Origin of the sequence: Corynebacterium sp. HMSC06G04 (genome assembly GCF_001807365.1) — a bacterium.
GTDB classification, from domain to species: Bacteria; Actinomycetota; Actinomycetes; order Mycobacteriales; family Mycobacteriaceae; genus Corynebacterium; species Corynebacterium simulans.
Map to the genome: position 1 here is coordinate 110,287 of NZ_KV788623.1, position 21,978 is coordinate 132,264.

At 58.0% G+C, this 21,978-nt stretch carries 17 protein-coding genes and 2 pseudogenes; 13 read left to right on the forward strand and 6 right to left on the reverse strand.

Annotation, left to right across the window (positions count from 1 at the left end):
• Positions 1-48: 48 nt before the first annotated feature.
• The gene (locus HMPREF3158_RS09795) at positions 49-858 is read right to left on the reverse strand and encodes a DUF4261 domain-containing protein (protein WP_061922088.1); all 810 of its coding nucleotides are present in this window, start codon (positions 856-858) and stop codon (positions 49-51) included.
• A 144-nt stretch (positions 859-1,002) separates the two neighbouring features.
• On the opposite strand from HMPREF3158_RS09795, the gene gatB reads away from it, so the two are divergent.
• From gatB to HMPREF3158_RS09810, 3 genes are all read left to right on the forward strand, one after another.
• Positions 1,003-2,511 carry an Asp-tRNA(Asn)/Glu-tRNA(Gln) amidotransferase subunit GatB gene (gatB, locus tag HMPREF3158_RS09800; protein ID WP_070498360.1) on the forward strand — a complete coding sequence of 503 codons (1,509 nt, stop codon included), beginning with the start codon at positions 1,003-1,005 and terminating at the stop codon, positions 2,509-2,511.
• 62 nt (positions 2,512-2,573) lie between these two features.
• The gene (locus tag HMPREF3158_RS09805) at positions 2,574-3,626 is read left to right on the forward strand and encodes an NAD(P)-dependent alcohol dehydrogenase (protein ID WP_070456147.1); all 1,053 of its coding nucleotides are present in this window, start codon (positions 2,574-2,576) and stop codon (positions 3,624-3,626) included.
• 166 nt (positions 3,627-3,792) lie between these two features.
• Positions 3,793-5,241, forward strand: coding sequence for a YkvI family membrane protein (locus HMPREF3158_RS09810; RefSeq protein WP_070456145.1), 1,449 nt, complete (start codon positions 3,793-3,795; stop codon positions 5,239-5,241).
• A gap of 9 nt (positions 5,242-5,250) precedes the next feature.
• On the opposite strand, the gene HMPREF3158_RS09815 is transcribed toward HMPREF3158_RS09810, so the two are convergent.
• Positions 5,251-5,916: a LysE/ArgO family amino acid transporter gene (locus HMPREF3158_RS09815; RefSeq protein ID WP_070456143.1), complete on the reverse strand. Its 666-nt coding sequence runs from the start codon at positions 5,914-5,916 to the stop codon at positions 5,251-5,253.
• Positions 5,917-5,986: 70 nt separating this feature from the next.
• On the opposite strand from HMPREF3158_RS09815, the gene HMPREF3158_RS09820 reads away from it, so the two are divergent.
• Complete coding sequence (locus tag HMPREF3158_RS09820; protein ID WP_062035231.1) at positions 5,987-6,871, forward strand: LysR family transcriptional regulator ArgP; 885 nt, start codon at positions 5,987-5,989, stop codon at positions 6,869-6,871.
• On the opposite strand, the gene HMPREF3158_RS09825 is transcribed toward HMPREF3158_RS09820, so the two are convergent.
• The gene (locus HMPREF3158_RS09825) at positions 6,825-7,916 is read right to left on the reverse strand and encodes a glutathione S-transferase family protein (protein ID WP_070498362.1); all 1,092 of its coding nucleotides are present in this window, start codon (positions 7,914-7,916) and stop codon (positions 6,825-6,827) included. The genes HMPREF3158_RS09820 and HMPREF3158_RS09825 overlap by 47 nt on opposite strands.
• A gap of 176 nt (positions 7,917-8,092) precedes the next feature.
• Between HMPREF3158_RS09825 and HMPREF3158_RS09830 the strand changes: the two genes are divergently transcribed.
• From HMPREF3158_RS09830 to HMPREF3158_RS09840, 3 genes are all read left to right on the forward strand, one after another.
• Positions 8,093-9,034: a DoxX family protein gene (locus HMPREF3158_RS09830; protein WP_070498364.1), complete on the forward strand. Its 942-nt coding sequence runs from the start codon at positions 8,093-8,095 to the stop codon at positions 9,032-9,034.
• 98 nt (positions 9,035-9,132) lie between these two features.
• Positions 9,133-9,588 (forward strand): hypothetical protein, encoded by a 456-nt coding sequence (locus HMPREF3158_RS09835; protein WP_070498366.1) that lies wholly within the window; start codon positions 9,133-9,135, stop codon positions 9,586-9,588.
• Positions 9,581-9,901, forward strand: a complete 321-nt coding sequence (locus HMPREF3158_RS09840; protein WP_061922111.1) for a transcriptional regulator — start codon at positions 9,581-9,583, stop codon at positions 9,899-9,901. The genes HMPREF3158_RS09835 and HMPREF3158_RS09840 overlap by 8 nt, the downstream gene beginning before the upstream one ends.
• Here the strand turns inward: HMPREF3158_RS09840 and HMPREF3158_RS09845 are convergent.
• From HMPREF3158_RS09845 to HMPREF3158_RS09855, 3 genes are all read right to left on the reverse strand, one after another.
• Positions 9,856-11,124 (reverse strand): glycosyltransferase family 87 protein, encoded by a 1,269-nt coding sequence (locus HMPREF3158_RS09845; RefSeq protein ID WP_070498367.1) that lies wholly within the window; start codon positions 11,122-11,124, stop codon positions 9,856-9,858. The two genes, HMPREF3158_RS09840 and HMPREF3158_RS09845, sit on opposite strands and share 46 nt — an antisense overlap.
• 79 nt (positions 11,125-11,203) lie before the next feature.
• Entirely contained in the window at positions 11,204-13,057 is a 1,854-nt protein-coding gene (ilvD, locus tag HMPREF3158_RS09850; protein ID WP_070498369.1) for a dihydroxy-acid dehydratase, read from the reverse strand.
• Between the two features lie 16 nt (positions 13,058-13,073).
• A complete protein-coding gene (locus HMPREF3158_RS09855; protein WP_070498371.1) occupies positions 13,074-13,646 on the reverse strand; it encodes a PH domain-containing protein in 573 nt (190 codons plus the stop codon).
• 413 nt (positions 13,647-14,059) lie between these two features.
• On the opposite strand from HMPREF3158_RS09855, the pseudogene HMPREF3158_RS09860 reads away from it, so the two are divergent.
• The 6 genes and pseudogenes from HMPREF3158_RS09860 (at position 14,060) to serA (ending at position 21,927) form a co-directional block, all read left to right on the forward strand.
• Positions 14,060-15,853: pseudogene (locus tag HMPREF3158_RS09860) on the forward strand (acetolactate synthase large subunit).
• A pseudogene (gene ilvN / locus HMPREF3158_RS09865) lies at positions 15,850-16,373 on the forward strand (acetolactate synthase small subunit). The pseudogenes HMPREF3158_RS09860 and ilvN overlap by 4 nt, the downstream one beginning before the upstream one ends.
• Positions 16,374-16,464: 91 nt before the next feature.
• Complete coding sequence (gene ilvC, locus HMPREF3158_RS09870) at positions 16,465-17,478, forward strand: ketol-acid reductoisomerase (RefSeq protein ID WP_070456135.1); 1,014 nt, start codon at positions 16,465-16,467, stop codon at positions 17,476-17,478.
• Between the two features lie 98 nt (positions 17,479-17,576).
• Positions 17,577-19,370, forward strand: a complete 1,794-nt coding sequence (locus HMPREF3158_RS09875) for a GmrSD restriction endonuclease domain-containing protein (protein WP_070432880.1) — start codon at positions 17,577-17,579, stop codon at positions 19,368-19,370.
• Positions 19,318-20,274, forward strand: coding sequence for a hypothetical protein (locus HMPREF3158_RS09880; protein ID WP_070498372.1), 957 nt, complete (start codon positions 19,318-19,320; stop codon positions 20,272-20,274). The genes HMPREF3158_RS09875 and HMPREF3158_RS09880 overlap by 53 nt, the downstream gene beginning before the upstream one ends.
• A 66-nt stretch (positions 20,275-20,340) precedes the next feature.
• Positions 20,341-21,927 carry a phosphoglycerate dehydrogenase gene (gene serA, locus HMPREF3158_RS09885; protein WP_070498374.1) on the forward strand — a complete coding sequence of 529 codons (1,587 nt, stop codon included), beginning with the start codon at positions 20,341-20,343 and terminating at the stop codon, positions 21,925-21,927.
• The last annotated feature ends 51 nt before the right edge of the window (positions 21,928-21,978 follow it).

Here is a 21,978-nt window from a genome sequence, read left to right on the forward strand (position 1 = left end):
CATATAAAAAATGTCACCTCGCCTGTGAGGTGACATTTTTCGTTTTGCCTAGAAATGGATGCGAAGGGCGGGCACGTCGGCGTCGACAATCCACGGCTCCGCAGTGATGCGAATCGGGGGTTCGCCCTCCGCGAAGGCCATGGTGTCGCCATCCTTTAAGGTCGCGCCTTGTTGGGCGTAGTCAGCAATGTTGGCAAGCATGGAGTACAGTTCGTCGGGGCTGCCCTGGAAGTCGCGGATCTGGAGTTCTGGGTGGCCGAGCATGGGCATGCCCAAAGTATAGGCCTGAAGGCCGTTGTCGTCCTGTGCCACCCAAGTGGACGCGAGGTAGTGCGCGGGCAGCTTATCGGCCACAGCTTCAACGTAGTTTTCCGTGCTCTCGGCCACGCGGCCCACGGAGTTAAGGACCGCAATTGCGCCGGGAGTCTGGGCAATTGCCGACGTCGCAAGGCCTAACGTGACCAGCTGGTGCAGACGGGCCTCGCGGGTGTTCTTGATGAGTTCGAGGCGCTCGTTAGAGGGGAAGACGTTGATAAGGACCATGCACGCGATGTCCTCCCAGCCTGCAGGATCGCCGGACAGAATTGGGTGCTGATGGAAGGATGGATCACCTTCAAGGTCTGCTCGAGTTGCTGCGGCCGGAGTAAACGCGAGGGCATACTCGTCGTTGATTTCTACGACCATGGACTTCTCCGATTTCTCCAGCGGTCCGAGGTTCTTGCCGAAGGCTTGTGTAATCATGGACTTCATCGCTTCGGTATCGGGCGCGCTGTCGAAGAACACGAGGGAGGTGGCCAGAGACGTGACGAGGCCATAGTCAACAGCGTGTGGGGTTCCTTGTGGGGAAGCGGTGGTCATTGAGGGCTCCTTAGCTGTTTGTGGCTTGCTTTCGCTGTAGTTTCGCTTTAGTTATGCGGTGGTTTCGGGCGCACGCCGCGTAACCGTATCGGCCATCATAGGGGAATGCATGCGCGTTCGTGGCTTCATACTAAGATGGCACCCATGACTGCTGCGATTTATGACCTGATGGACTACGACGAGGTCCTAGAGAAGTTCGAACCAGTAATGGGTATGGAAGTTCACGTCGAGCTCAATACCCAAACCAAGATGTTTTCCACATCGCCGACGAACTTCAGCGCAGCGCCGAACTCGAACGTCGACCCAGTGTCCTTGGGCCTGCCAGGCGCACTGCCGGTAGTCAACTCTGCCGGCGTCGAGGGCGCAATCAAGATTGGTCTTGCGCTCAACTGCAAGATCGCTGAGTCTTCTCGGTTCGCGCGCAAAAACTACTTCTACCCAGACCAGCCGAAGAACTACCAGATCTCTCAGTACGACGAGCCGATCGCGTACGACGGTTACCTGGATGTCGTTCTGGAGGATGGCACCGAGTGGCGCGTTGAGATCGAGCGAGCACACATGGAGGAAGACACCGGCAAGCTGACTCACATCGGTGGCGCTACCGGCCGTATCCATGGTGCGACGAGCTCCCTGGTGGACTGTAACCGCGCCGGCATCCCGCTCATCGAGATCGTTACCAAGCCGATCATCGGCGCTGGCGAGCGCGCTCCTGAGGTTGCCAAGGCTTATGTTTCCGCTTTGCGCGAGCTGGTTGCAGCCCTCGGTGTTTCTGATGCTCGCATGGACCAGGGCTCTATGCGCGTTGACTCCAACCTCTCCCTGCGCCCGGTGGGCCAGGAGGAGTTTGGTACCCGTACCGAGACCAAGAATATTAACTCCCTGAAGTCCGTGGAGCAGGCAGTGCGCTTCGAAATGCAGCGCCAGGCCCAGGTCATCACCGATGGCGGCGAGATCGTCCAGGAGACCCGCCACTACCAGGAGGCGGATGGTTCTACCTCCAAGGGACGTCCAAAGGAGACCGCTGAGGATTACCGCTACTTCAACGACCCGGATCTGCCGCCGGTTATCGTTTCCCGCGAGTGGGTGGAAGAGATCCGCAAGACCTTGCCGGAGATGCCATGGATCCGCCGCGCTCGCATCCAGGAAGAGTGGGGCTTGAAGGATGAAGAAATGCGTGACCTCGTCAATGCTGGCGCGCTTGATCTCATCGTCGCTACCGCTGAAGCTGGCGCGAAGCCGGATGAGGCACGTTCCTGGTGGGTTTCTTACCTGGCGGGTAAGGCGAACGAGGCCGGCGTGGAGCTTAGCGCTCTCGATATCAGCCCGGAGCAGGTCGCGCGCGTTATCGCATTGATTAACGAGGGCAAGCTGACCAACAAGTTGGCGCGCCAGGCGGTCGACGGCGTCTTGGCGGGCGAGGGTGACGTTGACGAGGTCGTCGCTAAGCGCGGGCTCGAGGTTGTGCGTGACGACGGCGCGATTGAAGCTGCTGTTGACGAGGCTCTTGCCGCTAACCCGGACATCGTGGAGAAGTACAAGGCTGGCAACACGAAGGTCACCGGCGCCATCGTGGGTGCCGTCATGAAGGCCACCCGCGGCAAGGCAGACCCAGCGCAGGTTAACAAGCTGATTGCGGAGAAACTGCAGGGTTAATTGAGTTTTGGGAGCCATTTTCATTAGGCGCCGGTAATGAAAACAGGCGTAGGGTGGTTCTCATGCCAATTAAGACTAAAGCACTTCAGAAGACCTCTCCCGATGCACCATTCAAGGTCGTGGAAATCGAGCGCCGCGACCCGCGCGAGGATGATGTAGTTATCGACATCAAGGCCGCGGGTATCTGCCACTCTGATATCCACACCATTCGTAATGAGTGGGGAGAGGCTCATTTCCCGCTGACCGTCGGTCACGAGATCGCCGGAGTTGTCTCCGCGGTGGGCGAGAACGTCACCCAGTTCAAGGTTGGTGACCGCGTCGGCGTCGGCTGCCTCGTCAACTCCTGCGGAGAGTGCGAGCAGTGCCAGGCCGCTATGGAGCAGAACTGCTTGAACGGCAACGTTGGCACCTATAACTCTAAAGACGTCGACGGGACCATCACGCAGGGTGGCTACGCGCAAAAGGTCGTTGTTAACGAGAATTTTGTTCTGCGCATTCCAGACGGACTCGACTTCGACGTTGCCGCACCGCTGCTGTGTGCAGGTATCACCACCTACTCACCCCTAGCGCGTTGGAACGTCCAGGAGGGGGATAAAGTAGCCATCGTCGGTCTCGGCGGCCTGGGCCACATGGGCGTCCAGATTGCTGCGGCAAAGGGCGCAGACGTCACCGTGCTCTCCCGTACCTCACGCAAGGCGGAGGAAGCGAAGAAGCTTGGCGCACACCGCACGCTCGCAACCTCTGAGGAAGAGGACTTCTTCAAGAACCACCGTGGTGAGTTCGATTTCATCCTCTCCACGATTTCGGCGCAGTACGATCTTGAGGGCTACCTTGGGCTGCTGAAGCCACGCGGCATTATGTCCGTGGTTGGCCTGCCTCCGGAGGCAATGTCGCTGAAGCTCAGCCGAATTGTTGGCGGCGGTAAGGTCCTCACGGGCAACAATATCGGCGGCATCGCCGAGACTCAGGAGATGCTCGACTTCTGTGCGGAGCATGGTTTGGGTGCAGTCATCGAGAAGGTGGATGTAGACGAGGTTGACGCAGCTTACGATCGCGTGGTCGAAGGTGACGTCAAGTTCCGATTCGTAATTGATACCGAATCGTTTAATAACTAAATACTTCTCGGGTTTCCACAGGTCCGGGCGCTTTTCTATCGAGCCTAGTTTTCAGGTTTTAAAGGATTGGCGCTCGGGCGTTTGTGATTTGCGGGCTAGGCTTGCGTACTCTTGATCGAGGCTATCGTTTATTAAATCGTCTAATAAGTAAGGCAATCAGACACACGTGTCTACCAAAAATATTCTGTCCATTTCTTTGTCCTTCGTGGGACTGCTCGTCGGTGCCGGCTTTGCAACCGGCCAGGAAGTCGTGCAGTACTTCACGTCCTTTGGCCTATCTGGCGTGTGGGGAATCATCGTTGCTGGCATCGTAATGACGCTGGCCGGCACAGTCTTCCTGCAGTTGGGTAGCTACTTCCATGCCTCAGAGCACAACCAGGTATTCCGTGAGGTCACCCACCCAATCGTTTCCAAGTGCCTCGATGTGGCCGTTATCTTGACCTTGTTTGCGGTCGGCTTCGTGATGTTGGCAGGCGCAGGTTCCAACCTAGAGCAGCAGTTCGGCTGGTCGGCTTGGGTGGGCTCACTGCTCATGCTCGTCATGGTCATGGGTGTGGGCATGCTCGACGTCAACAAGGTCTCGCAGGTCATCGGTATGCTCACGCCAACCATCATCATCGCGGTTTTGGGCGTTGGCATCTACACGTTGATGAACATGCCCGCTGATCCGGGTGCCGCTATCGCAGCTTCTGCTGAGATCGAGTCTCCGATCTCCAACTGGTTGGTTTCAGCGCTCAACTACAACGGCCTAGCTCTGATTCTCGCGGTGTCCATGTCCCTGGTTATCGGTGGCGATAACATCAGCCCGCGCGAAGCAGGCTGGGGCGGCGTTGTCGGCGGCTCTCTCTATGCGGTCCTGATGGGAATCGCAGGCTTTACGCTGCTGATGAACACCGATATGCTCGGTGACTCTGACATTCCGATGCTGACCTTGGTTGACTCCATCCACCCAGTACTGGGCGTCATCATGGCAATTATCATCTACCTGATGATCTTCAATACCGCTATCGGCATGTTCTACGCGCTGGGCAAGCGTCTGTCCGCTGGCCATGAAGACCGTTACCGTCCGATCTTCCTGGCGGGCTGCCTGGCAGGCTTTGCGGTTTCTTTCGCCGGCTTCAAGACTCTGATGCAGTACGTTTACCCGGTTCTGGGTTACATTGGCTTCATTCTGGTGGTCATCTTGGCCGTTGCGTGGCTGCGTTCCCTTGGCCAGATCCGGGATGAGGGCATGCGCCGCGAGCGTATCCGTGCCCTGATGCACCTGAAGCTGCACCCAGATAAGGAATACGACGCTGCTCGTTACGATGACGAAATCGGCCAACACATCGTTGACTCCAACATGGAGGACGAGACACTGTACGAGGATCTGGCGACCGAAGTTGCAGAGAGTCTAGACGGTGACGAGGAGGTCGACTTCGATAAGGGCGAGTGGGAAGAGAACCGCAACGAAGCGACCTACTACACCGAGCGCGATGCAGTCGAGACTGACCGCTCTGAAGAAGAAATCAAGGCGTGGATTGAGGAAACCGGCGCTACCGGTGACCCAGAAGAGGACGAGGAGCTTCCTGCCGAATCTGGCGAGGCCAAGCCCTTCACGCCAAACAGCAAGTAAAAATACTCGCTAATGAAGAAGTAGCTTCGCTGTCAGAACCATCATCACGCAACCGATAGCGAAGTTCACATAACGCCATGTGGTGGGCTTTGCAAGCACAGGCGAAAGCTTGAATGCTCCATAGCCCAGGGTGGGGAACCACACGGCACTGGCCAGCAGCGCGCCGGCGGCAAAAAGCCAGCGCTGCTGGCCATATTGCTGTGCAATGCCGCCAAGCATGACCAATACGTCAACGTATGTCAGGGGGTTGAGCCAGGTCAGTGCCATCGCTCCCATAACGGGCTTTAGCCAGGTGCGTGACTTAAGGCGGGGCGCGGTTATGACGGCAGTAGAGCCGTGGACTGACTGTGGCTGCACCGTGGGCTGAGTGTTTTCGACGACGAGTGCCTCTTGTTCCTTCTTGAAGGCATCGCGGAAGCAGCTAAAGCCAAAGTAAAGCAGGTAGGCCGCACCTAGGTACTTCATGATGACTAGGCCGGTAGGGAACTTTTCCACGAGGACGCCCATGCCGCCGACACCGGCATTGATCAGGATGACGTCGCTAAGCAAGCAGGCGAGGATGATGGCGCTAATGTGATCGCGTTTAACACCCATCTTGATGATGTACGCATTTTGGGGGCCAATGGCGATGATCAGAGATAGACCGAGAAGGAAGCCTGCGAGCAGAATTGACATGAGATTTAGTGTGCCTGAGCAGTGTTCTGAAGTCTAGTTAATGATTCTAAAGCTGATTTAGAATAGCTTCATGAACCCGGTGCATTTGGAAACTTTGCTGGTGATTTTAGAAGAGGGCAGCTTTGAAGTTGCGGCCGCAGTGTTGGGAATCACTCCTTCGGCGGTTAGTCAGCGCATCAAGGCGCTTGAGCAGAAGACGGGCCGTATTCTTCTGCATCGCTCCACGCCTGTTACGGCAACCGAGGCGGGGGAGATTTTGCTGCAGTCGGCCCGGCGCATGGCGTTGCTGCAGGCGGAAACGGATGCCCGTCTGCAGGCCCGGCTGGCTCGCGTGCCACTTACCGTAGCGGTCAATTCAGATTCCTTGGCCACGTGGTTCAAGCAGGTGGTGCGCGACGTCGCCAAGCGCGGCGAGGTGGCGCTGCGCATCCGCATTGAAGATGAAGCGCGCAGCCTGGCCATGCTGCATCGCGGCGACGTGCTGGGTGCGATCACCCGCGAGCATGCGCCGGTCTCCGGCTGCGAGTCGACCTACTTGGGTTCGCTGCGCTATTTCGCGGTGGCGGCCCCGAACCTGGCTGAAGGGTTTGAGTCATGGGAGACAATGCCGCTGGTGGGATATGGCCCCAACGATCAGATTTTGGACGATGCGATGCGCGAGCGATTTATTGATTCGCATGTCATCCGCGCGCGGGTCTCACAGATTCCTTCTTCCGAGGGCTATCTCGACGCTGTGCGTTACGGCCTGGGATGGGGTCTGGTCAGTGAGCTGCAGGCGCGGCCGCTTATCGACGCCGGGGAGCTTAAGGTCTTGGATGATAAGCCGATGGACATCGATCTCTACTGGCAGCGCTGGCGCCTGGAGTCAGAGATGCTCGAGCATCTCACCGAGATAGTGGTTGCTGCCTCTAGTGTTTTGAGGCAAGTGCCTGCTGGAAGGGCTCAGGATTCTTAATCTCTTCGCCAGCAGGGAGTGGTCCTGGAAGCTGGGTGCCTGCAGCAAAAGGCTGACCGTCAAAGCGCTCGCGGTCATGTGGCTGCACGAGCCAATCCATATTGGGGCCAACCGGGACAATCTTGGTGGGGTTGATTTCGGTGTGGACCATGAAATAGTGCTGCTTGATCTCAGTGAAGTCGGTGGTATCACCGAATCCCGGAAGCTGGAAGAGCTCCTGCAGGTAGCCGCGGATGTTGGGCATTTCCGCCATCTTGGCCCGCGAGCACTTGAAGTGGGAGTAGTAGACGGGATCAAATCGGATCAGCGTGACGAAAAGGCGGATATCGGTCTCGGTGATGTGGTCTCCGACCATGTAGCGCTGGGTTCCCAAGCGCTTTTCAACCCAATCGAGCGCCTCCCAGAGGTCTGCGTATGCCTTTTCGTAGGCATCCTGGGAGCCGGCGAAGCCGCAACGGTACACGCCGTTGTTGATGTTGTGGAAGATATAGTCGTTTAGCTCTTCAATTTCGGCAGCGTGCTCGTCCGGGTAAAGATTCGGCGCACCGGCGCGCTGGAATGGTGTCCACTCCTTGATGAAGTCGCGCACCATGGAAGAATAATCATTGGTGACCACGCGCTTCGTTGACTCTTCGACGAGCGCAGGGACCGTGATTCCACGTAAGTAGTCGGGGTAGCGGTTGAAGTATGCCTCCTGAAGGCGCGCGATGCCGAGGACCGGGTCTACTTCGCCCGGATCAAGGTCGAAGGTCCAGGAGCGGATGTCATGGGTGGGGTCGGCCAGGCCCAAGGAGATGGCGTCCTCGAGCCCCATGAGGCGGCGGGTAATGACGGCGCGGTGTGCCCATGGGCAGGCGCGGGCGGCAATCAGGCGGTATCGTCCGGACTCTAGTGGCCAGTGGAAGGTGCCGTTATCTTGGGCTGTAACCTCGCTAACCCGGCCGGAGATCCTGTCTTCGATGTAGTTGGTATCGCGGATAAATTCGCCGTCGGGTGAGGCCTTTTTAACGTCGCCGGCCCAGTCGGCTTTTGAATTGGTGCTCATTTCGAGTGGCCCTCCAGTGGTCTGCGCAGTTTTGTATACGTGTCAACAAAGTTTATTTCTCGATGGTACATCCTTTAAATGGAAGTGGCCAAGGCGTCGATAAAAATCTATGGCTAGCCCGCGCCGCGCCGTGTGATGTGCAACATTTGCGCTGGGTGCTGCCCTAGGTTTGAAGTATGAGCGATAAGAACGTACCCGATAAAGCAACGAGCTTCGACGACGATCTCGATATCCCGACCTATAACGCCGACGCGAAGGCTGAAGAAAAGCCCACCCGGTCCCGCTTGTTTAAGCGTGCCGGCCGCGCTGAGCCGCAGGAGATTAAGCCGAACGCGCAGACTGTGCCAGAGGCGGCCCTTGAGGAGGAAGAGGCTACTGAAACCCGGCAGTTTGAGACGCCGCGTGCGGAGGAGCCAAAGACGGAGAAGGTGGAGAAGGCGGAAGAGGTGCCGGAGCCTGCCTACGATGACGAGGACTTTGCTACCACTGCGATGCCGGCTAGCGCGGCTGACCTCGATGAGGATGAAGAAGTAGAGGATGAAGTTCCGGCTGAGACCAAGGAAGATGAGCAGGTACGCCGTGATGGCTACCGCGAGTATGGTCGCCGCGGAACCATTGACTTTGGTCTGCTTTTCGTGCGTATCGCGCTGAGCGCTTACTTGCTTATCGCCGGTGCAACCACCTTCTTCAAGCTCGGTGGCAGCGAGGGGCTTTCTGGCTTAGAAACGGACTTTGCTGATTATGCTTTCGCATCCCCGCTGGCTATCGCGGTTCCGACGATGCAGCTTATCGCTGGCGCCTTCTTGCTGCTCGGCTTAGTGACTCCTTTTGCGGCAATGATTGGCCTCGTCGTTACCGGCTTTATGGCGCTGCACGAGCTGGCCGTCTCCGGCGCTGGCCTGGACATCTTCAATTGGCCGGATTCCGTCTGGTTGTCGCTGGTGCTGTTCGCTATTGCGGTGGCACTGCAGTTTACCGGCCCGGGCTTTATCTCCTTTGATGCAAAGCGTTCTTGGACGCGTCGCCCACTGGCTACCTCGTGGATCTTCGTGGTCATCGGCATCGCCGTGCTGGTAGCGCTGTGGTGGTTCGGCGCCGCTGTTAATCCACTGGCCTAAATCGCTCTTTAGTTTAGGAATCCGCTGGCTCGCATTGGGCTGGCGGGTTTTTTTAGATCCCCTTGATTTCCATGATGGAAAGTGTCATAGTTTCTTATATGGAAAACAAGCAGAACTCCGATGACGTTCTCGAAGCTTTGCACTTCGAGACGCAGGTAAGCGCGCGGGCGAACCGCAAACAAACTTTTCTCTATTTTCTGATTGCGATTTTTGGAGCCGGTTCGCTCGTCGCGATGAATCTTCTCCCAAAAGGAGCGCCCTCGACAGTCTTTTTAGTGGTCTTTCTGGTCGTAATATGCGCCATTGCGATTGTTGTGGAGCGTAAAAAGAAGACGCGCCCCGCTCTGCGCCAAGATCCCTTCAACCAGCCCAAGGCGGATAAGCGCTATTGGTTGGGCACGTTCATTATGCTAAGCCCGATACTTTTCAACCCGTTCATTAAGGGCAATGTCGTTGCGGTGGTCGTTGTGGCCGCGGCCTGGGCGTGCGGAGCTTTTTGGGCACTGCAAAGCGGTGCGCTGGATTTGCAGAAGCGAGCAGTGGGCAATGCCTGAGCTTCATCCGGTGATTCACCCGATTAACCGCTTTAAGATTTGCGCCACGCTCAATGCTTATGGCGCGGCGGATGCCACGATGCGCATGGAGATGCGCTTTTCCTCGCTGCGTGATGAGACGGGGCTTTCCGACGCCACGCTGTCCAAGCAGTTGAATACGCTAGAAGAGGCAGGGTTGGTCAGCCGCTTTAGAGAATATGGTTCCTCGCGGTCGAAGGACGCCGTGTGGGTGATGCTGACTGCCGAAGGCCGCGAGGCCTTTGCAAATCATTTGGCGGCTCTGCGCGAGATGGCAGGCGAAGCCGCGACGTAGCGCAGGCAGTAGGCAAAGAGCGCTACTGCGATGAAGGTGAGCCAGACGAAGTCGTCGACCAAGAACTTCTGATAGTAGGGCTGGCTGTGAACGTCGATGGAATCGCCGAACCACCACTTCGGCGGGACGGATACAACCATGGCGATCCACGCCGTCATTACCGCGAGGAGAAAGCCCGCAACCCAGGTGTGGTTGCGCCAAGTCCATGCGCGGTAGGTAAAGACCGGGATGATAAGCGCCAGCCAGACCCAGTGGTGTGACCACGAGACAGGGGAAATCAGCAGCATGACGAGGGCGGTGACCAACTGGGCGTCGACAAGCATGTTGCGTTTCAAAAGAGCCAGGATAAGGCGTGCGCCAATCACAACCACCGCGAGGGAGCCGACCAACCAGATGAGGTTGATCAGGGTGCTGTTGTTTTCCATTGCCTCCGTGGAGGTATAAAGGCGCTGGACCACCGCCTTGAGCGAGCTATTGGACTGGTAATCCGTGGCCACGCCGAAATCCGCGCCGGAGCCCATGTCGAGCAGCTTAGAGGTGAAAAACTCCTCGAAGGCCTGCCAGCGCACTGCGCCGGCGATGAGGGTGGCCGCGGTTGCTGTGCCGATCGCAACGAAGATCGGCTTCAGTTCTTTGCGCAGCAAGAAATAAAGGAGCATCGCCAGCGGAGTAATCTTGATGGCGGCAGCCAAGCCGATGAGGATGCCCTGCGGCAGAAAACGCTTGCGGGGCACCAGATCGAGGACGACCAATGCCATCACCACGATGTTGACCTGGGCAAAGCCATTGTTGAGGCGAATCGGCTCAAATGCCAGGGTAGCCGCCCAACACAGCGCAACGACGGGAAGCAACAGGTCTTGACGCTTTAAAATCGCGCGGAATACAAAATAGAGGCAGACCAGAAGCAGCAGGTCTGACAGGACGTTCATGATGTCGCCGGCTAGATCGTGGGTGATCCAGTCGGGCGCAGTAAGCGGTACCATCGCGAGCGCGCCGAAAGGTGGGTAGATAAAAGGCAGCGCAATGTCACCGGCCATCATTGGCTCGGAGTAGAGCGAACGTCCCTCGATGTATGCCTTGACGCCTTCGCGGTAGATCACCATGTCGATGGGGAAATCGGTCATACGCGTGTGCTTGACCATTCCAATGGTTCCGGCAATTAGTCCGAAGAGGGTCAGCGCCCATTTGGCCGCCGATGCAGTCGTAGTATTCGCGGATTTCATCGGAATCAACAATAGGACACTTTCGCCCATGCGCTGCGTAGGACGTGGCGCATGGGCGAAGTTAGTGTGATGATTTGGGCTAATTCACGTGTCCATCGACCACGCGGACTGCGCCGCGGTCGGCCGAGGTGGCCATCGCCGCGTAGGCGCGCAGTGCCTTGGTGACGGGGCGATTGCGGGAGACGGGCGTCCAGGGCTTTTCGCGGGACAGCTGCGCTTGGCGACGGCGCTCAATTTCCGCCTCATCAATGTCCAGAGTGAGCTTGCGCGCGTGGACGTCGATGGAAATCTGATCGCCATCTTCGACCAAGCCGATGAGTCCACCGTGCGCGGCCTCCGGGGAGATGTGTCCGATGGAGAGTCCGGAGGTGCCGCCAGAAAAGCGACCGTCGGTAATCAGCGCGCATGCCTTGCCGAGACCCGAGCCCTTGAGGAAGGACGTTGGGTGCAGCATCTCCTGCATGCCGGGGCCACCGGAGGGGCCTTCGTAGCGGATGACGATGACATCGCCAGCCTTGATCTCGCGGCGCAGGATGATGGAGACGGCTTCTTCTTGAGACTCCACCACGCGGGCCGGGCCGCTGAACTTCCACAGTTCTTCCTCGACACCCGCTGCCTTGACGATGGCGCCATTCGGAGCGAGGTTGCCGCGCAGGACCACGAGGCCACCGTCTGCAGAAAATGCGTGCGCGGCGTCGTGAATGCAGCCGTTTACCTGATCGGTGTCGAGCTCAGACCAGCGATTTGATTGGGAGAAGGGCTCGGTGGTGCGCACGCCACCCGGTGCGGCGTAGAAGAGCTCGCGGGCCTTGTCCAGAGCCTTGTCGTTACGGATGTCCCAGTCGTCCAACCACTGTTCAGCGTTGTCGTAGAGCGCGGTGTGCACCTTCAGGTTGAGGTGGCCAGCGCGACGCAGCTCACCAAGGATGGCGGGGATGCCGCCGGCGCGGTGTACGTCCTCGATGTGGTAGGTGCCGTTAGGCGCGACCTTGGACAGGCACGGTACGCGGTAGGAGATCTCGTTGATGTCCTCCAAAGTGAAGTCCACCTCGCCCTCCTGCGCTGCGGCCAAGGTGTGGAGGATGGTGTTGGTGGACCCGCCCATGGCCATGTCGAGTGCCATGGCGTTGCTAAAGGCTTCCTTCGTTGCGATGGCGCGCGGCAGCACGGAATCGTCCTCTTCACCGTAATAGCGGCGACACATGTCGACGATGGTGGTGCCTGCCTTTGTAAAGAGCTCCTTGCGCGCGGTGTGGGTTGCCAGAGTGGTGCCATTTCCGGGCAACGCGAGACCCAAAGTCTCGGTAAGGCAATTCATCGAGTTGGCGGTGAACATGCCAGAGCACGAGCCGCACGTCGGGCACGCGGATTCCTCGATGGTACGTAGGTCGGAGTCTGATACTGCCTCGGATGCCGAGGCGGTGATGGCGGTGATGAGATCCGTCGGTGCGTGCGCAATGCCATCGACGACGACTGCTTTGCCTGCCTCCATCGGGCCACCGGAGACGAAGATGGTGGGGATATTGAGACGAAGCGCGGCATTGAGCATGCCCGGGGTGATTTTGTCGCAATTGGAGATGCATACCAAGGCGTCGGCAGTATGCGCGTTGGCCATGTACTCGATGGAATCGGAGATGATCTCGCGCGAAGGCAGGGAGTAGAGCATGCCTCCGTGGCCCATGGCGATGCCGTCATCAACTGCGATGGTGTTGAATTCCTTGGGCACGCCACCAGTGGCGCGGATTGCATCCGCTACGATGTCGCCGACGTTTTTAAGGTGAACGTGTCCGGGCACAAACTGTGTATAGGAGTTTGCGATCGCCACGATGGGTTTGCCGAACTCATGTTCTTGGGTGCCGGTTGCGCGCCAGAGCGCTCTGGCGCCAGAGGCTTGCCTGCCTACGGTTGTAACTTTAGAGCGCAGCGGATACATGGGGAGTGGGTCATCCTTACTTCTTAGTGTGACCAGCGTCTTTCCTGAGCTCCGGGTGCTTTGCTAGATGGCGGGCGTACTCTTCTTTGCTCATCAAGACTTGTTGGCCGTCGCGGTGGACCACCACGACTTTCTCGTCGGCCGCCTCGCGCCCGGCAGTCAGGGCGTCGGGAATGCGACCACGCGAGGCCTTAGAAAGCTCAGGCAGAGAATTGAAGGTGATGCCGGGAAGGGAGTACTGCTTGCCCGACTTCGTGCGCGCAAAGGCGTGTGCACGCTGGAAGCCGATACCAGAGAACTCTTCCCAAGGGATGGTCTTGGAGCCTTTGAACGCGTAGCTAATGGCGATGCCTTTTTCGCTCACGCGGGTGCGAGACTTGAGAACCCACCAGATTCCGAGGATGGGGATGATGAGCAGCCATCCCAGGTATTTTGGGGCCCAACCGATGCTGAGCAAAGCGATGGCGGAGAGGAAGATAATTCCTAAGATGTGGTCGCGGGCGGGTGTGAATACCTTTGCCTGGGCATGGGTGGCCTGGGCGTCCGCGGTAGATTCGGAGTCAGCTTTCCGTGGGTGAGATGGCGTCATAGCTGCCTATGCTAATTCACATGGATAGTGCTGTGTAAACCGCCTCACCAGAACAATCCCATTTTATGGGATGCACATCCCAAAAATGGGGGTATTCGCCATATTCTGAATACCTGTATGTGTATAGTAATTGCCATGATCATTATTCGACTTCAGCTAGTAGTACCGGCGCGGCGTTTGCCGCATCGAGTCGCCGAGCAACTTCTTTAGCGACGTCGAAAAGCAAACGCCCTCGCCAACTACCTACCAGGCAGTTGGAACGAGGGCTTTTGTTATTTCTGGTCAGCTTGTAAGCCTCGTCGCCGCACCCTGGGCGCTGAAAGCTTAAAGACTCCTCGCCACCCATTGGGGAGAAAACTCAAAAGATACCGAGACCAAGTAAAAGGAGCGTTTTAGAAGTGGCTGCTACAAAAATGCCGACACCGGCAACGGTAGCCTCTGCATTGCAGGGGAAACCGGCAACGCTAAGTGGCGCTGAGGCCATTGTTCGGACCCTAGAGGATCTTGGTACTGAGATTGTTTTGGGTATCCCAGGCGGCGCAGTTCTGCCACTCTACGATGCGCTGAACCGTTCTGCGAAGCTGCGGCACGTGCTCACGCGTCATGAACAGGGTGCGGGTCATGCCGCTGAGGGATATGCACAAGCTTCAGGGAAGGCGGGCGTCATGATCGCAACGTCTGGCCCTGGGGCGACTAACTTGGTGACGCCGCTTGCCGACGCCAACCTTGACTCCGTGCCGGTGGTGGCCATTACGGGGCAGGTGGGCACTGGGCTCCTTGGCACCGACGCCTTTCAGGAAGCGGATATCAGGGGCGTGACGATGCCGACTACCAAGCACAACTTCATCGTCACCGATCCGCAGGAGATCCCCACTGCCATTGCTGCGGCCTTTCATTTGGCGTCCACAGGCCGGCCTGGTCCGGTGCTGGTTGATATCCCTAAGGACGTGCAAAATGCGCGGGTGGCGTACAAGTTTCCGCCGGAAATTGATCTGCCAGGATACAAGCCCAACACCATTCCACACCCGCGGCAGATTGCGCAGGCCGCCCAGCTGATTGCTTCGGCGAAGGCGCCGGTGCTGTATGTCGGCGGTGGCGTAATCAAGGCTAATGCTGCGCAGGAGCTAAGGGAGTTTGCGGAGCTTACTGGTATCCCCGTGGTTACTACCCTCATGGCCTTGGGAACATTCCCGTCTACGCACCCGCAATTTTTCGGTATGCCCGGTATGCACGGAACTGTATCTGCGGTTGCCGCCCTGCAACGAGCGGATCTTCTGATAGCGGTCGGTGCGCGCTTTGATGATCGAGTTACGGGAGAAGTGGCAACCTTTGCTCCGCGTGCGCAGGTGATCCACGCTGATATTGATCCAGCCGAAATAGGCAAGATTCGTGCGGCCGAGGTACCCATCGTTGGCGATGCTAAAGAGGTGCTGATCCAGTTGCGGCAGGCTTTCGTTCGGGACGATCAATTAGCCGTGCCCGAGATTGGGGAGTGGATGAGTTATCTGGCGGGGCTGCGCGAGCAGTTCCCGCGTGGCTACGAGCCGACCCCGGATGGGGCGATGAATCCGCAATATGTGATTGAGCAACTCAGCGAACTTGTTGGACCTGGAGCCATTTACTGCTCGGGAGTTGGTCAGCATCAGATGTGGTCGGCTCAGTTTATTGACTTTGAGCATCCACGTACCTGGCTGAATTCTGGTGGCGCGGGAACGATGGGCTATTCCGTCCCCGCGGCGCTGGGGGCAAAGGCTGCCTGTCCAGATAAAGAGGTGTGGGCAATTGATGGTGATGGATGCTTTCAGATGACCAACCAGGAATTGGTCACTGCCGCCATCGAGGGGCTGCCATTTAAGGTGGCCGTCATAAACAACGGCAACCTGGGTATGGTGCGCCAATGGTAGACCCTTTTCTATGACCGGAACTACTCGCACACCAAGCTGCGCGAGCCTGACGAGTATCTGCCGGATTTTGTCCAACTGGCCAAGGCTCTTGGATGCGAAGCGATTCGGGTGACCACTCCGGAAGAGATGGCACCTGCCATACGCAGGGCGCGGGAGATAACTGACCGGCCGGTGGTCATCGACTTCATCGTGGGGCACGATGCGCAAGTGTGGCCCATGATTGGCGGTGGCGCATCCAATGAACAAATTGAATACGCGCGGGGACTGCGCCCATTGTTTGAGAAAGCCGGGGAAGAAAAGTGAGTCAGGTAGCAACGAATGAAGTTACTCGCCATACCCTGTCGGTATTGGTCAGGACATTGAGGGAATAGTCTCGCGCGTGACCGGTATGTTCACCAGGCGCGGCTACAGCTTAGTTTCCCTCGTCTCGGCGCGCACCGAAGTGGAGGGGATTAACCGGCTTACCATCGTGGTCGATGCCTGCGACGTCGTTATCGAGCAGGTGACCAAGCAGCTGAATAAGATCGTGCCGGTTCTCAAGGTGGTGGAGCTGGAAGAAGAGGCAAGCATCGCCCGCGCGATCATGCTGGTGAAGGTCAATGCTGACAACACGAACCGCCCGCAGGTTGTGGATGCAGTGAATATTTTTAGGGCCCGCATAGTCGACGTCGCGCAAGAGTCAGTTGTCATCGAGGCAACCGGTACGCCGGGTAAGCTACGAGCATTGCTCGACGTCTTGGAGCCGTTCGGTATCCGGGAACTAGCGCAGTCTGGCCACGTGGCGCTGGGGCGTGGGCCTAAGACGCTGGCCCCCTCCAAATAAGAATCTCACAACACGAACATTCAATCTCACAGTGTGGTACAAGTGGACTTAGGTTCCACACCCACCATTGACACAGTAAGGAATTAAAGAAATGGCAATCGAGACTTTTTACGAAGCCGACGCTGACCTGTCCATTATCCAGAATCGAAAAGTTGCCGTCATTGGTTATGGCTCTCAAGGCCATGCGCATGCGCAGAACCTGCGCGACTCCGGCGTGGAGGTTGTTATCGGCCTGCGCGAGGAGTCCGCATCCCGAGTGCAGGCGAAAGAAGCTGGCTTCCAGGTCATGAGCAACGCTGAGGCCGCTAGGTGGGCCGACATCGTCATGCTGCTTGCTCCGGATACCTCGCAAGCGCAGATTTTTGCCGAGGATATTGCACCCAACCTGGAGCCTGGCAACGCGATCTTCTTCGGTCACGGACTCAATATTCACTTCGGTCTCATCAAGCCGGATGAGTCCATCACGGTCGGCATGGTTGCGCCGAAGGGGCCGGGCCATCTGGTGCGCCGCCAGTTTATCGACGGCAAGGGCGTGCCTTGCTTGATTGCAACGCAGCAGGACCCGCGTGGGGAAGGCCGCGATCTGACGCTTTCCTACGCTGCCGCTATTGGCGGTGCTCGTGCCGGCGTCATTCCAACGACGTTTAAGGCCGAGACCGAAACCGATCTCTTCGGCGAGCAGGCGGTTCTGTGTGGCTCCCTCGAGCAGTTAATTATGTATGGCTTCGAGACGCTGACTGAGGCTGGCTACGAGCCGGAAATGGCTTATTTTGAAGTCCTGCACGAGATCAAGCTCATCGTGGACCTCATTTACGAAGGTGGCCTGAGCGCCATGAATCATTCCATTTCTGATACGGCTGAGTTTGGCGGTTTCCTGGCGGGTCCTCGCATCATCGACGCTTCCGTGAAGGCACGCATGAAGGATGTGCTGACTGACATTCAGAACGGCACCTTTGTGCGACGCTTGGTCGCGAACGTTGAAGGCGGCAACAAGGAACTGGAAGATATGCGCGCCAAGGTTGCCCAGCACCCAGTGGAGGAGACCGGTACGAAGCTGCGTGAGCTCATGAGCTGGGTGCAGACGCCGGCGCAGGGCGGGTTCTAGAACGCCATCGGTGTGGCTTTGATGTCTGAATGATTGCGAATATGTGAGATATATTTCTGGACGGGCAATGCCGTGTGAGCGAGGGTACTGTCGAAGTTATGGGTTTTACGACGCCAAGCTACGACCTCAACGACCTCTTCGCACGCATTGACCGCGGCGATATTCAGCTTCCGGACTTTCAGCGCTCATATTCCTGGGACGAGGATCGCATCCGTTCCCTCATCGTCACGGTGTTACGTGGATATCCCATAGGCGCGCTCATGGCGCTGGATACGCGCAACGAAACGATGCGCTTCCAGCCCCGGGCGCTTGCGGGCGCTCCCGATACCGGCGTCAACCCGGGACTTTTATTGTTGGATGGTCAACAGCGTCTGACCACGCTCTATCATTGCTTCCGCGGCAACGGCTCGGTTGCCACTACCGACTTCCGTTCGAAGAAGGTAACCCGCACCTTCTACTTGGACTTGCGCAAGGCCATCTCGCATGAAGTTATGCCGGATGAAGCGGTCTTCGCCGTCGATGAGCGCGGTGAGGTTTGCTCCCACTTTGCGCCGGCTATCGAAGGCGCCATCGTGGACCGTGAATCTGCGCTAGGTGCTTGCTGCATTCCGGTATCGGCGCTGCTGAGCGAAGAGGGCACCAGCATGCTCTTCGAGCTGGCTGCAGTCGGCGACGGCATCAACCGAGAGGTTGTCGCGGCCTTTAACAACCGCATCCTGCGTCCGCTTTCTGGCTATAACGTTCCGATGATTCGTCTTTCCCGCGAGACAGCGCAGGCGGGCATCGGCTCAATCTTTGCGCAGGCAAACTCCGCCGGCCTACAGATGGACGTATTCGATTTGCTCACCGCAGTCTTTGCTTCTGAGGATCCAAAGTTCCATTTGGCGGATGATTGGGCGCTTGTCGAGGCCGATCTGCGCAAGTGCGCGGCGCTTGACGGAATTGGGCGCACCGAGTTTCTTTCTGCGGTCTCGCTTTATGTTTCTGGGCAGAAGGGAGCGGCCGGCGGGCAGCGTGAGGATATCCTGCAGCTGTCACTGGACGAGTATAAGAATGCCTCGGCAACATTGCGCATCACCTTCCGCGAGGTCGCAGAGTTCTTGGCGGATCGCTGCATCTTGAGCCTGGAGCAGGTGCCTTATAACGAGCAGATCATTCCGTTGGCCGTAATTCTGGCTCGCCTGGCCGGTCGTCGGGGCGTCTTGGCGGATAAGAAGTCCTGGGACCGTTTAAACCGTTGGTTCTGGAGTGGCGTATTTGGTGAGCTTTATGGCTCTTCAGCAGTTATGCTGCGCGCGGCACGCGACGTCGACGAGGTCACCGCCTGGGTTGCTGGCGATACCGAGGAGATGCCGAAGACCGTGAAAGATGCTTCGTTCCGCGAGTCCCGCCTGCTTTCGGTGGGCGAGCACGACGGAGTTTGGCACGGTCTATATGCGCTGCTCATGGCCCGCGGCGCACGCGATTGGCGCACCGGCACCGAATTTAGTCGCAAGACTTTCGAGGAGCTCAAGCCGGGTTTTTATCCGGTCTTCCCGCTGAACTGGTGCAAGCGTCATGGCATCAGTGACGTTCTTGCCAATTCCGTTTTGAACCGCACGCCGATGGGCAAGCGCACCGAGGTAGTTCTAGATGGCTATGCGCCGGAGCGCTACCTGCCGCGTGTACAGTCCAAGTCGATCATGGAAGATGCCGAGTTCGACGCCGTACTTTCCTCGCACGAGCTCAATATTGACCTTTTCCGTTCGACCAAGGCCGAGCAATTCTTCGTGGATCGACGTGAACGCTTCGTCGGCATCGTTGAATATGCGCTCGACAAGGAGGTAATCCGCGACGTTGATGAAGCCAACCTCTCTGGCGGCGAGGAAGGCCCGCGAGCTTTTGGGCGTTAAGAAGGTCCTCGCGGCGTCGTTAACCGCGCTGATGCTTCCCACGCTTTATGCATGCTCTGACATCGGGCGTGGGGAAAAGCTTGTCACGCCTGCGTTGGCGAGAATGGCTGACGAGGACATCGATCTAACCCGCGCGCATGCGGAGAACACGAACCGACTTATCGACCCGAAGTTCGTCGACAAAGTGACGGTGGTCCAGGACGAATGGGGCATCGAATCAGCGCGACTTTTCTTTAATAAGTCGCATACCTTGTTCGTGGCGGAAAATTCCGACGCGGCAAAACTGCGTTCGGCTTCAATTGCCATCGCGCAACGTGCGCCGATGGTGGTCTACGACGATTCCAACCGCAGCGAGATTCTACGCTTGGTTGACGACATCGGAGCTGGGCTCGTGGTTACGGTGGGTGATGTTCCCTTCGCCGATACTTTCCATCCGGGCCATGAGCACGAGCATCAATTTGTCCATGACCCGGGAAACACTAAGGCGCTGGGAGAATACACAGCCTATTCATTTACCTCGAAGGTGATCGCGAATCCTGCACGCATGGTCGAGGAAGTAGCGAGACTGGATGCAAACGACCGCTTCGAGCTGAAGGCAGCATGGCAGCCGCTGCCGCAGGAGATAACCCACGAGAAGATGCCGGCTATTCCTGGCCAGACCCGCAGGGACGGGCAGATGGCGCCGAACATCGTTGCCACGGCGCAGACTCCGCTGGTCAATGTTGCCAACGCCAACGCATATGGCGGCAGCATTCTGCTGATGCCGGACCCGGATCCCACGGCAACCAAGGTAGGCGCGGCCATGGTTATCGGTCTCGAAAACGGGCCGGTAGTGGCCCTCGGCCCCGAATTCGGTCAACCGAAAGAATTTAGCGAGAAAATCGCTCAAGGCTGGCAAGAATAAACTACACTTCCTTGCAACGTATACACAGTTCATGCGTTTGCCCAATACAACCTAACTAAGGAAGTCATGTCGAAGCCGGTCGTATTAATCGCCGATAAGCTTGCCCAGTCCACCGTTGCAGCATTGGGAGACGGGGTGGAAGTCCGCTGGGTCGATGGGCCAAACCGCGCCGAGCTGCTCGCTGCGGTGCCGGAAGCGGATGCCTTGCTCGTGCGTTCCGCCACGCAAGTCGACGCCGAAGTGCTCGCCGCAGCTCGGCGCCTCAAGATTGTCGGGCGTGCGGGCGTGGGGCTCGACAACGTTGATATCCCTGCTGCCACCGAGCGTGGCGTCATGGTGGTCAACGCGCCAACCAGCAATATTCACAGTGCCTGCGAGCAGGCGATTGCCCTGCTGCTTGCTACCGCCCGGCAAATTCCTGCAGCCGATAAGTCCTTGCGCGACGGCGAATGGAAGCGCTCCTCGTTCAAGGGTGTGGAGATCTACGGCAAGACCGTCGGAATCGTCGGCTTTGGACACATTGGCCAACTGTTTGCCCAGCGCTTGAAGGCTTTTGAAACCACCATCATCGCCCATGATCCTTATGCCAATCCAGCGCGTGCTGCCGCTTTGGGAGTCGAGCTCGTGGAGCTTGAGGAGCTTATGCGCCGTGCTGACTTCGTAACTATTCACTTGCCTAAGACGAAGGAAACCGCGGGGATGTTCGACGCGGAGCTGCTTGCTAAGGCGAAGGAGGGGCAAATCCTTATCAACGCCGCACGCGGTGGTCTTGTGGATGAGGCTGCGCTGGCGGAATCCATTAAGGCGGGCAGGCATAGGGGAGCAGGATTCGATGTATTCGAAACCGAGCCGTGCACTGATTCGCCATTATTTCAGCTGCCGCAGGTGACCGCTTCGCCGCACCTAGGCGCCTCGACGGTGGAAGCGCAAGACCGAGCAGGTACGGATGTGGCGGCCTCTGTTCTAAAGGCGCTCTCCGGCGAATTCGTTGCCGATGCAGTTAACGTGTCCGCGGGACACGTGGGCGAGGAAGTGGCCGGTTGGCTGGATCTCGCACGAAAGCTGGGGCTTGCCGCAGGAAAATTGCTGGGCCAGGCGCCGGTTGCCATCGAGGTAGAGGCGCGCGGTGAACTCGCTAACGAGGACGTCTCGGCGCTGGGCCTTTCGGCTGTGCGCGGCTTGTTCAGTGGCGTCGTCGACGAGCCTGTGACCTTTGTCAACGCCATGCAGATTGCACATGCGCGCGGTGTCGAGGTGGACGTGCGGACCCAGGCTGAATCGAAGGGGCAGCGTTCCTCGCTCGTGGTGATGGTGATTGGCGCGGATGGCTCGACCTCCCAGCTGACCGGCGCCATCACGGGCATCGATGGCGTGGAGAAGATCATCCGCATCAATGCTCGTGGCGTCGACATGCGGGCAACGGGCCGCAACCTCTTCTTTAGCTACGATGACGCCCCCGGTGCGCTCGGTACGGTGGGCACCAAGCTGGGGGCCGCCGGGATCAACATCGTGGCGGCTGCACTGACGCAGGGCAAGACACCAAGCGACGCCGTTCTCATTCTTCGCGTCGAGCAAGAGGTGCCAGACGAGATGATTGAAGACATTAAGGCGGCTCTCGGTGCGGAGTGCGTGCAGCTGGATCTCGACGCTTAAAGAGGGAGGTGGAAATTCGAGAAATAGCGTTGAAGGGTCTGCTAACCTGAT